The organism is Trichocoleus sp. DQ-U1, assembly GCF_039961925.1.
Lineage (GTDB): Bacteria > Cyanobacteriota > Cyanobacteriia > Cyanobacteriales > FACHB-T130 > FACHB-T130.
In genome coordinates, this window is the sequence record NZ_JAMPKB010000055.1 from 25,812 (window position 1) to 37,198 (window position 11,387).

Sequence of the window (11,387 nt, forward strand, 5' to 3'; positions counted from 1 at the left end):
TTAGTAAAAATGGGAGACTTGATGAAAAAAATAAATCATAGATGGACAATTTTTTTAAAGCTTGCCTAAGTATAAATACGTAAATTCATTTAATTCATAATTAAAACTTATAACTTGTCCTGAAATCAGTGGAGAGTTGAGCTTTATTCCAGCTTCATAAAGATTCAGTAGTTACGCAGTTGAGAAAAAAGGGGAGGTGAGGTAGAACTACTTAGGAATGAAGCCAGCGAAAGTCAACCAACCCGATTACATTAACTTCCTGATTGCAACGCAGGATTGTGCGAGATGCTGTTCGTCACTACTTGGCGGCTCCTCGTTTCATTCTTAAGCCAACTGTGTAACTCCTGAGGGAGCTAGAAGCGATACAGTTCGGTTGTTATTTCCACTCGCCTTGCAGCACGAAAGCTGCCCAGTAATAGGGTGCTTTCCATTCCGTTTCTTGCCACATTTCTATCTGTGCTGCTCTCAATGCCGTTGCTGGCTGTAGATTTTTTTCCAGCATTCCTTTATAAAATTTGGTCATTAACTCGGATGTTGCGCGATCGCTAACACTCCACAAACTCACCACCACTCGCGGCGCACCCGCATACATAAAGCCGCGTGTCAAGCCCACTAATCCTTCGCCTTTGACTTCTTCACCTAATCCCGTTTCGCAAGCACTCAGTACCACCAGTTCAGCTGGCAAGTTGAGATTGAAAACATCGTGCAGTCGCAAGTAACCATTCTGCGATTCCCCTTTTTCATCTAGCAGAGACAGCACCACCCCTGATAATTCTGGATGTACGCTGTTGAGGATGCCATGAGTGGCAAAATGCACGATCCGGTACTGGCTGAGTTCTGAGTTGGTTGCAGAGGCACGATTGGCAGCAAAATCGAAGGCTTGCCTGCGTTCTGCGGCTGGTACGAGGGATAGAATCTGCTCAGCTTCTTGCCGGGTAAAAGGTAGGCGCTTAAAAGTGACATCCGATTCTCTCGCGGATCTTGCTAAAGTGCTGAATGCAAGGTTTTCTCCAATACTCCGCTGCTTCTCTGTCTGCCCTTTTGCTTGATTGACTCGCTCATCGTCACTGCCGAAGACGGGATCGGCTAGCACCGCCAAAGCCTTAGCAGCAGGTTTGCGCCCAGCTTGTTCTTGTCTTAAAACGGCTAGCGTGGAGGCTGAGGGCAGATTGACGATTTCGTAATTGACTAACAGTGGAGTGGGTGAGGTGGAAGGATTGGCTTTGTTTTCTGTGCTTGGCTGCGTTGGTACTGGTAGCGCGGCAAAGGGGACATACTGCAATGCACCCTCGCTGACAATGAGTAATCGTTTCTTATCTAGTTTCCCAGCCACTTGCCCCAAGAGCATCTGGCTGAGTTTGGTTACGACTTCGGTGCTAGCGGGAGCGAGTTCAACCGCAATGCCTCCCCGTTTATCAGTCGGCTTTCGGGTTTCCAAGCGATAGCCAGGGGTGTTCAAAAGTTCATAAAAACCCCGTGCCGCTAACTCAATTTCGGCGCGTTTAGGGAGTTCGTAGCTGGTGATGCCAGTCTTGCTGACAGCCCAAAGATAGCTGCGTTCTTCGCCTAGCGAGTATTCCAAAAGCAGGGTATCGTCATCCAGAACCTGCTGCTGAATCTCTGCTAAGGTGAGGGGTTTTGGCTGAGTGAGGGCGGCATAGCTAGGGCTTTTAGCGCGGATGTCAGCTTGGGCTTGTCGATACTCTTCTAAGAGATTTTCGCGTTCTCGTTCAATTTTCTCTAGCTGTCCTTTAGTGGGGTTGCTACTGTGTAACTCAACTCGGCGTTTTTCAACAGCATCAAGTTTTTGCTGCAAGGTGCGCTCTTGTTCCAGCTGTTTTGGCTCGACTCCTTGCCGAATATTAGCGTTAGCCTCTGTTAGGAGTTCCAAAAGACTCCGGGCACGAGCGCGTTCCGAGGCGTGCAGTGCCAGAGCATCGTACCCAATATAAGGCTCTTTTTTGTGCAACTGCATCAGCACGTCGATGTAGAACTGGTAGTAATTCTGCACGGAGGCAAAGTAGGAAGTACGCAGTTCTGGGCTAGTAACTCTGGTACGGATATCCTCAACGATTTTGATCGCTGCTTCGATTTGGGTACGAGCTTCGTTGAGATTACCCTTGTCGCGTTGTGTAATCGCAACCTCATAGAGTATATATGCTTCCTCCGCACGATCGCCAAACATCCGCCGCAGTGCTAGAACCCGATCGTAGGTTGATAGCGCTTTTTCGTACTGCTTCAATGCATTGTAAACCTTACCCAGATCGCGCAGGTGGGTGGCTTCTCCTTGGTGATCCTCTACCTTCCGATCCGCAGCCACTGCCTTTTCCAGGGCTTCCAGTGCTTTCTGGTAATCCCCCGATTTCAGATAAGCAACACCGCTCATCCCAAATGCATAGGCTTCCCAGGAGGCGTTATTCTGTTCGCGTGACAGTGCAAGGATTTGGTTAGCTGCATCAAGCGCCTTAGAATAATCCTTTAATGATAGGTAAACTGAAGCAATACCTACAAGTGTGGTAACTTGCTGCGGGAAATCATTATTTTGTTTTGCCAGAGCCAGCGATTGATTGTGAAATTCCAACGCTTTTTCATAATTTTTTGCTCCTTGGTAGACACCACCAATGTTGGTAAGAGTTAGAGCTTGGTTAGTGAGATTGCCAATGCTTTTAAATATCTCTAGAGCTTGGTTGTGTGTATCAATACTCAGCTGATAATCGCCCAATGAACTGTAGACTTTAGCGATACTGTTGAGGGTGGCGGCTTGTTGAGGGCGATCGTTCACCCGACGCTGGATTTCGAGGGCTTGGTTGTAAAAGTCTAGTGCCTGCTGCGGCTCATCCATTGACTCATAGGTACCAGCGATGTCACGGAGGGCAACAGCTTCCTTAGTGGGACTGGAAATGGCACGGCACAGCACGAGCGCTTGATTTAAGGCATCGAGGGCTTTCTGCATTTCCCCCAATTGTTTGTAGGTATTGCTGATGTAGGAGAGCAGGGTCGCTTCCCCGTATCGATATCCCGCCTTTTGGTAAAGCGATCGGGCTTGGTTAAAAAAGTCCAGTGCTTTAGCAAGATCGCCAAATCCCCCTAAGGAATAGGTGAGGCCGATATTCCTGAGAATCTCAGCTTGTTGAGTAAGGTTGAAGGCTAAATCTGTTCCAGATAGATTTCCCTGTGCTGCTTGCCAAAGTTTCAGCGCTTGGTTATGGAAATCCAGCGCCAACTGAAACTGACCCCCTTTGAAGTAGACCAAGCCAATACCCCCAAGGATATCCGCTTGCCTAGCAAAACCCTTCCTTTCTCGCTGGAGTTCGAGTGCTTGGTTATAAGTGGCAAGCGCCTGTTGCAATTCGCCCAATTGGGTGTAAATTATGGCGATAGTGCCGAGTGTTCGGGCTTGTGCAGCAATATCCTTCTCGGCACGTTGAATCTCCAGTGCTTGATTGTAGAAGTTGAGGCTTGATTGAGTTTCGCCTGACTGGAAGTAGAGATTAGCGATGAAGCTCAGTGTAACAGCTTCACGAGAGGGTTTTTTCTCAGCTCGAAGCAGCGACAGGGCTTGTCTGTAATATTCCAGTGCTTCTTGCTTTTTGCCTAACTCGAAGTAAACACCACCGAAAGAATTGAGTAGGGAAGCTTCCTCAACGTTGGTGAATGCAAGTGCTTGCTTGTAAGTGTCGAGCAGTTTTTGTTTGTCGTTTGAGTTGGAGCCAGCATTATCCATTGAGGCACGAGCGATCGCTTCCTGAAGGCGGTTTTTCAACTCGCGACTGACAGCTAACCCCCGCTCGAAAGAGTCCAGTGCCTTCTGATTCTCGTTCTGAATATAGTAGATCGTGCCGATGCCGCGAAGAGTCGAAGCTTCCCAACTGCGAGCCTCATACGGCGGAGCTTCGTTAACCGCCAATTGCTGCCAAATAGAGAGTGCTTCTTCGTATTTAGCAAGTGCCTGTTGCCAAGATTCTGCCGTTCCTTGCTGCCGTAGTTGCTCTGCTTGCTCAAATAGTTGCTGTGCCCGTGTATAGGCTTGTTGTCGATCGGTAGTCGTTGCATTTGGCGAGGAAGTCGCTGGCTGTTGGGCAATTGAAACGCTTGTTGCCTGTGCCCTCACTGATGACAACAATAGAACAGTTACAAATAACGCCAAACTACGATAGATAGAAGCTGAAAACGATATACGAAGTAAAAATGAGAGCGATCGCCACCCAATCAACTGCCGTTTGCTACGCTTAGCCATGCCTACACCCTCACGCTCAAAATCGCCACTACTCTAACCGATGGTGAATCGCTGTCAAAATCTACACGTAGAGACGCGATATATCATGTCTCTACAAGTCCGCTCTCGTCAGGCTTTGTTTGTCTAGTGTCATTTAGTCTGAGTGCGATAAGAGCGATCGCGAAAGCTCACTCATTCTCTGTTAGCTTGAAGTCATGCTGCTAACTGTTAATATGTTGCGGCACTACCAACGTTGTAGTCGCCGGTCTTTTCTCGATTTATATGGAGATCCTACCCAGCAGGATTTTCAAAGTGATTTTCGCGCCAAATTGCAACAGGATCGGTATGCTCTCCAGCAAACCATTCTGGCGGGACAGACTTATCACAAACCCAATTACGCTTGGGGAGATTGGCACGCTGGTGCGAATGCCACCATTGCCTTGATGCAAGAGGGCGTTGAGCTAATTTACCGAGGCGTGCTTCTGAAAGAGGAAGAAGTAAGGATAGAGGATGAATCCTTCTTGCACCTTCCGAAGACAGTGACCCTCGTGAGTTGTCCCGATTTTTTGGTTAAACAACCCGGACAATCAAACTTTGGCGATTGGATTTACGTTCCCAGTGACATTCATTTAGGTCGGCGTCCTAAGCTGGAATATCAAACGGTTGCAGCTTTTCACGCTCATCTGCTGGCATCTGTTCAGGGGGTTTTGCCGGATACGGTTTGGCTGCGATTACGGGAAAAAAAGGCTTATGCAGTCAATTTGAGTAAATGGGTGCCGATGATGCAGGCACTTGTAGAGGAGTGTATCGAAATGCTCCTGTCTCGGCAAGAGCCAGAGGTATTCATTACCCGTCAGCGGTGCAATCTTTGCCCTTGGTTAAATCACTGCTATGCGATCGCGCAAGAACAGCAACATCTCTCTTTGATTCCGGGTGTAACGCCGAGTCGCTATCAGCATTTGCAGACACTTGAACTGACGAGTCGGGAGTCTTTGGCGAGTGTCAATCCGGCTTTTTTGGAGCCAGTTTTGGGAGAGGAAGTCGCTCAACAGCTAGTACAGCAAGCGCAATCGGTGGTACAGAATCGAGCGATGCTTCTGGAGAAACCCTTTGCGATCGCTAAAACCACTCAAACAGCAGAATGGGTGATGGACAATCCATCTTCTCTCCTTTCACCTATCGAACTTTACTTTGATATTGAAGCAGAACCGTCGCTAGAACTGGATTATCTGCTGGGAGTTTTAGTGGTAGACCGTCAAGCTAATACAGAAACGTTTTATCCTTTCTTAGCAGAACAACCCAGCGACGAAGAATTGGTTTGGCAGCAATTTTTAGATTTGGTTTGGACTTATCCTCAGGCTCCCATTTTCCATTTCTGCGACTACGAAATCCTGACGATGAAGCGGCTGGCTAAATGCTACAACACCCCGCTGGAGAGGCTACGTCCGGTGCTATCGCGCTTTGTGGATATCCACGAGTGGGTAACAGGGATGGTGACACTGCCCGTCGAAAGTTATGCTTTAAAAGCGATCGCGCATTGGTTGGGTTTTGAGTGGCGCGATGCGGGGGCGAATGGACAAGTGTGTATCTATTGGTACGACCAATGGTTAAAAACACGCGATCGCACTTTCCTCGACGCCATTCTGCGCTACAACGAGGATGATTGCCGCGCTACCCGTCACCTTAAAGACTGGCTGGTAGACTTTATACAGGATGCGGCTCATTTGGATGCACGGGAGTAATCTTCCAGCACCAAATTTTTCCAATTCAACTCTCTTATAACCTTCTCTTAAAAAAATCTTATTTTTATGATGATACGGTGCTGGTGTAAATGGCTTAATTTAACACTGGCAATCATGAGCAAGATCGATAAATTTTTTACATCTTTCTGTTTTATTGGTGGATTAACCGCTGCACTTCTGACAGCACATCCCGCTCAGGCATTCAAAATAACCGGCGTCGATTACTTAGGACAATCCACTTTTCCGACTGGTTTTTCATTTCAGGGAACTGAATTGGGAGGGCTATCAGGAATTACTTACGATGCCAGTAAAGACGTTTATTACAGTATTTCTGATGACCGAAGCGAAAAGGCACCAGCTCGGTTTTATAGCCTCAAAATTGATATCTCTCAGGGTTCTTTAAAGCAGGGTGGAGTGACGCCTGTAGACGTAACGACTTTGTTGAATATAAACAATCAACCTTTTGCTCCTTTAAGTCTCGACCCAGAAGGCATTGCCTTAACTAGCAAGGGAAGTCTATTTATCTCTTCTGAAGGAGATGCGAACCAATTAATTAATCCTTTCGTTAATGAATTTTCTTTGGCAGGTCAGCAACTTCAAACCCTGCCAGTTCCTCAGAAGTTTTTACCAACAGCGGCTAAAGATAGCGGGATTCGCAATAATTTAGCCTTTGAAAGCTTGACGCTTAGCCCTGACCAAAAGTATTTGTTTACAGCTACAGAAAATGCTTTGACTCAGGATGGTGTTGTCGCTGACATCAAGGTAGCAAGTCCTTCTCGGATTTTGAAATATAACCTAGCAACTGGGAAGCCAGAACAGGAATTTTTATACGTTACCGATCCAGTTGCCGCAGCACCCAATCCTGTTAATAGTTTCAAGACCAATGGTTTAGTAGATTTGTTAGCAGTGAATGAAGATACGTTTCTTAGCTTAGAACGGTCTTTTTCTACTGGAGTGGGGAACACAATCAAGCTGTTTGAGGTGTCTTTAGAAAAGGCAACCGATATTAGCAGTATTAACAGCCTCAGTGCAATCAACCTCAACACTATCAAACCAGCTCAGAAAAAACTGCTGCTTGATTTTGAGAAGTTAGGTGTGACGCTCGATAATATTGAAGGTTTGACTTTTGGCCCTAATTTAGCGGATGGGCGAAAGTCGCTGATTGTAGTTAGCGATAACAACTTTAGCCCGATTCAGTTTACCCAGGTACTCGCCTTTGGAATTGGCACCAAATCAGCGGCGCATCGTTCTGTCCCAGAACCTTCGGCACTAGCAGGCTTGGTATTTGCAGCACTTGTGAGCATTAAAGTCAAGCGCCGCATTCATAGTTAATCCGGACAATATCGCGCTAAGATGCAAAGACGCCAAATGAAGCAACGTTTTAGCATCTTTGCGCCTTGGCACGAGACCAAAAAAGCCGTGTCTACCCCACCACTCGCAAGGGAATGAAAAAAAGGGGTTGACAAATCCAACGAGACTCGACATAATCGTTAATGGCTCGGAAAACAAGGGACTGTAGTTCAATTGGTTAGAGCACCGCCCTGTCACGGCGGAAGTTGCGGGTTCGAGCCCCGTCAGTCCCGTAAAAAGTAGTAGAAAAGTTAGTAGGGGTTAGGTGTTGAAACCTGCCCCTACAATTATTAGCAGCTACAACAAATATAGAAACCTTTTGAGAGAATCTGCTGTGACCGTTAGAGTTCGCATTGCACCAAGTCCTACTGGGAACTTACATATTGGAACGGCGAGAACCGCTGTATTTAACTGGCTGTTTGCTCGCCATCATGGCGGCGAGTTCATCCTGCGAATAGAAGACACCGATGAAGCGCGATCGCGCCCCGAATATACTCAAAACATCCTTGATGGTCTGAAATGGATGGGAATGACTTGGGATGAGGGGCCATTTTTTCAGTCCAAGCGCCTCGATCTCTACCGCAAAGCCATTCAAACTCTCGTAGATAAGGGCTATGCTTATCGCTGCTACACCAGCGAAGCCGAACTAGACGAATTGCGGACAGCTCAAGCGGCGAGAAAAGAGGCTCCCCGTTATGACAACCGCCATCGGAACTTGACGCCAGAACAACAAGCGGCTTTTGAAGCCGAAGGGCGTCGTCCGGTGCTTCGCTTCAAAATTGATGATGACCGGGAGATATCCTGGAACGATCTGGTAAGAGGCAAAGTTAGCTGGAAAGCCAGCGACCTTGGCGGCGATATGGTGATTGCTCGTGCCTCAGACGATTCAGTGGGTCAGCCGCTGTACAATTTGGCAGTGGTGGTGGATGACATTGATATGCGGATCACCCATGTCATCCGGGGAGAAGACCATATTGCGAACACAGCTAAGCAAATTTTGCTCTACGAGGCACTGGGAAGTGCAATCCCGGAATTTGCCCATACGCCATTGATTTTGAACAAGGAAGGCAAAAAGCTCTCGAAGCGGGATGGCGTCACTTCCATTTCCGACTTCCAGCAAATGGGCTACACGCCTGAAGCCTTGGCGAATTACATGACATTGTTGGGATGGACGCCCCCAGATTCCACTAAGGAAATCTTTACTCTGCCAGAAGCAGCTCAACAGTTCGGCTTTGAGCGCGTCAATAAGGCAGGGGCAAAGTTTGACTGGGATAAGCTGAATTGGCTCAACAGTCAGTATCTGCACAAAATGCCGGTAGATGAGCTATTAAATCAGCTGATTCCCTACTGGCAGGCGGCTGGATACGAATTTGACCCGATCCGCGATCGCCCTTGGTTAGAACAGTTAACCAGCCTGCTGAGTGCCAGCCTGACGCGCTTGCAGGATGCAGTCGAGATGAGTCGGATATTCTTTAGCCAGACCGTAGCCTACAGCGAAGAGGGACTGACTCAGTTGCAGCAGGACGGCACCGAAACCGCTTTGCAGGCGATTCTGGACGCCCTGGAAAATCATCAAACTTTGACAGCAGAGGGTGCCCAAGACATCATCAAACAGCTGACCAAGGAGAAGAATCTGAAGAAAGGATTAGTGATGCGAAGTTTCCGCGCAGCTCTAACCGGCGATTTGCATGGTCCTGATTTGATTCAATCTTGGTTGATCCTGAATCAGCGGGGTCTGGACAAGCTACGTTTACAGCAAGCCCTAGAAAAGTAAACTGAAAATCTTCTTTCTTTTTCTTTTGCAAGCCTTCTCAAGCTCAGCCTGAGAAGGCTTTTGGCTTCTTCTTTGGAACTTCTTATGGGATACTATCGTCACTGCTACAACTAGAGCCGTTACATAATCGGTAACAAGGTGCCGTTTTTGGAAGTGAGGATGTACAAACCCGTACCCAATTTAGGGGAAAAATCGGTAGGAAAGGCCCTCTGGGCAGGCATCACAACCATAGCCCTGATGGCGGTAGGAGTGTTGAGCCTTTCGAGGGTGCAAGCCCAATCCGTACAATCCCCGCCCATATTCGAGAATGTCACCCTCGGTCCCCGGTTTTCGCCCGATCCGTTGACGATTCGGGGTATCAGTGGCGGCGAAATAGCGGCCCAAAAAATTGCAGGTCGCAGCGAAACCGCTACCGGGCCATGTGTTGGTTTTACGGACGATAAGCCCGATCACACTGTAGTTTTAACTTCGTTTTTCAACTTTCTATCCATCCAAGTGCAAAGCCCAGAAGACACTACCCTCGTGATCAAGGGACCTGGTGGCAGCTGGTGCAATGATGAGTATGAAGGCAAAAACCCTGGCATTGCTGGTCAGTGGCAGCCTGGAACTTACGGAATTTGGGTGGGATCTTACGATAAAAGTAAATTCAACCCCTACATTATCAAAATTACTGAAGTCAACTTACTCAATCCTGGCCCCTTCCGGCGTTAATTACTTGCTGCTTGCTACCAGCTGCCACCAGCACCGCCACCATCACTGCTGCCGCCGCCAAAATCGCTGCTACTGCTGCTACTGTCATAACTACAACTACTGCTGCTAGTATCGAAAGTGCTAGTGCTGCTGTTGGAAATCCAGCTAGTGCTAGAACGGCGAACGCTATTCCTCTGAGTGCTGCTAGGACGAGGAGGTAGGCGAGGAATTTTCGTCTCAATTTGCCGCTGATAAGAGCAACAGTGGCAATTGTGAGTAAACAGGCGTATCCCTTGGCTGTACTCTGTTGCCGATCGCGTAACCTGCGATGTGCATTGGACTGTCAATTCATGACAGGTGGGGCAAGTGCTAAATTGCCTTGAGTTCAGAATGTATGCACGGATGTGGATTCCCAGACTAGACGTTTGTTGGCAACCGTTGGGACATTGCCAGCCGATAAATTTGACGCTACCTAGGTTCTGAGCTGCTCGCTCAGGTTTCCTAAGATGGAATTGGAGTATATTCCAGTCCATTTGTTGCATGGGATATCGGCAATCAGCGCAATGGGTGGGGCGAGTTGAGCCGATTACTCGCGATCGCCCGGTTGGTTCGATGAAAACTGTATGGCGCGAGGGAGTTAGGCAAGGAAGCGTTTCCTTAACTTCCTCGTTATAGGAACAACAGTGGCATTCTTTGGCAACCAGTTGCTTACCTTCTCTATTCCATGTAGGTTGTTCCAAAATAGCTTTGATTGTCTGGGTGACGGTCAATTCCTGACAGGTGAGGCAAGTGTTAAATTGTTGTGAGTCCAGAATGTACGCACAAATGTGAATTGTCTGCCCAGTTAGTTGCGGATAACACTTGAGACACTGCCAGCCTTCAAATCTGACGCTGCCTAACTTTTGCGCTACTTGCTCAGCTTGGCTGAGATAAGGCTGGAGTGCGATCGCATCCAGTTTTTGCATCCGCTTTTTGCAAGTAGCGCAATGCCAGGGATGAGTGTCGCCACTGTCACCTTCTATGCGCGCTCGCCCTGTCGGTTCGAGCAAAATTCCACTGCGAGGACGACGCACATAAGCAACTGTCCCTAGAATCAACACTAATACACCGCCAACACCCGCTAGTGGGTAAACCACTCCTACAACGCTAGCAGTTGTAGTCGGAACGCTAGCAGGTGCAGCCGGAATGCTGACAGGTGGAGTCGGAACGCTAGCAGGTGTAGCTGGAATGCTGACAGGTGGAGTCGGAACGCCAGCAGGAGTTGGTGGTTGATAAGCGCTCAAGTCCATAACTAGTGCTTGCGTTCCCGCCAGGGTACCACCGTTAAAGTCACCCTGCTTAAATCGCGGTGCGATCTCTTGTTGGATAATTTTGCTAACACGCGCATCGGGGAGAATCGACTCGATACTGTAACCCGTTTCGATTTCTACGCGACGTTCCCGCTGGGAAATCAGCAGCAGCACCCCGTTGTCCTGCCCTTTCTTGCCAATGCCCCAATAATTAGACCTCTTGCAAAAGTCGTCGCTGGGGTAATATGAGGTCTGAAATTATGCGCTCGCTCACCTGTCTTCTACGCTCACCCCTGGTAATTCATAAGTAAAGCTAATGAAATACG

General features: G+C 48.2%; 6 protein-coding genes and 1 tRNA gene. 5 read left to right on the forward strand and 2 right to left on the reverse strand.

From position 1 onward, the window contains the following. Window positions 1–376: 376 nt before the first annotated feature. Window positions 377–4,237 carry a tetratricopeptide repeat protein gene (locus NDI34_RS20120; protein WP_348233625.1) on the reverse strand — a complete coding sequence of 1,287 codons (3,861 nt, stop codon included), beginning with the start codon at window positions 4,235–4,237 and terminating at the stop codon, window positions 377–379. Window positions 4,238–4,431: 194 nt separating this feature from the next. On the opposite strand from NDI34_RS20120, the gene NDI34_RS20125 reads away from it, so the two are divergent. From NDI34_RS20125 to NDI34_RS20145, 5 genes are all read left to right on the forward strand, one after another. Then, window positions 4,432–5,958 carry a TM0106 family RecB-like putative nuclease gene (locus NDI34_RS20125; RefSeq protein ID WP_348233626.1) on the forward strand — a complete coding sequence of 509 codons (1,527 nt, stop codon included), beginning with the start codon at window positions 4,432–4,434 and terminating at the stop codon, window positions 5,956–5,958. Between the two features lie 114 nt (window positions 5,959–6,072). Then, entirely contained in the window at window positions 6,073–7,290 is a 1,218-nt protein-coding gene (locus NDI34_RS20130; RefSeq protein ID WP_348233627.1) for an esterase-like activity of phytase family protein, read from the forward strand. 177 nt (window positions 7,291–7,467) lie between these two features. Then, window positions 7,468–7,541 (forward strand) — tRNA-Asp (locus NDI34_RS20135). Between the two features lie 101 nt (window positions 7,542–7,642). After that, window positions 7,643–9,082: a glutamate--tRNA ligase gene (gene gltX / locus NDI34_RS20140; protein ID WP_348233628.1), complete on the forward strand. Its 1,440-nt coding sequence runs from the start codon at window positions 7,643–7,645 to the stop codon at window positions 9,080–9,082. Window positions 9,083–9,319: 237 nt separating this feature from the next. After that, a complete protein-coding gene (locus NDI34_RS20145; RefSeq protein ID WP_242030517.1) occupies window positions 9,320–9,793 on the forward strand; it encodes a hypothetical protein in 474 nt (157 codons plus the stop codon). A gap of 14 nt (window positions 9,794–9,807) precedes the next feature. Here NDI34_RS20145 and NDI34_RS20150 read toward each other — a convergent pair whose 3' ends face one another. Then, complete coding sequence (locus NDI34_RS20150) at window positions 9,808–11,262, reverse strand: TPM domain-containing protein (protein ID WP_348233629.1); 1,455 nt, start codon at window positions 11,260–11,262, stop codon at window positions 9,808–9,810. Window positions 11,263–11,387 lie beyond the last annotated feature (125 nt).

What these genes read in the sequence shown, in the direction of transcription:
- NDI34_RS20125 (WP_348233626.1), top strand. Translation starts at nt 4,432, where the DNA reads ATGCTGCTAACTGTTAATATGTTGCGGCACTACCAACGTTGTAGTCGC.
- NDI34_RS20120 (WP_348233625.1), bottom strand. Translation starts at nt 4,237, where the DNA reads ATGGCTAAGCGTAGCAAACGGCAGTTGATTGGGTGGCGATCGCTCTCA.
- NDI34_RS20130 (WP_348233627.1), top strand. Translation starts at nt 6,073, where the DNA reads ATGAGCAAGATCGATAAATTTTTTACATCTTTCTGTTTTATTGGTGGA.
- NDI34_RS20145 (WP_242030517.1), top strand. Translation starts at nt 9,320, where the DNA reads ATGGCGGTAGGAGTGTTGAGCCTTTCGAGGGTGCAAGCCCAATCCGTA.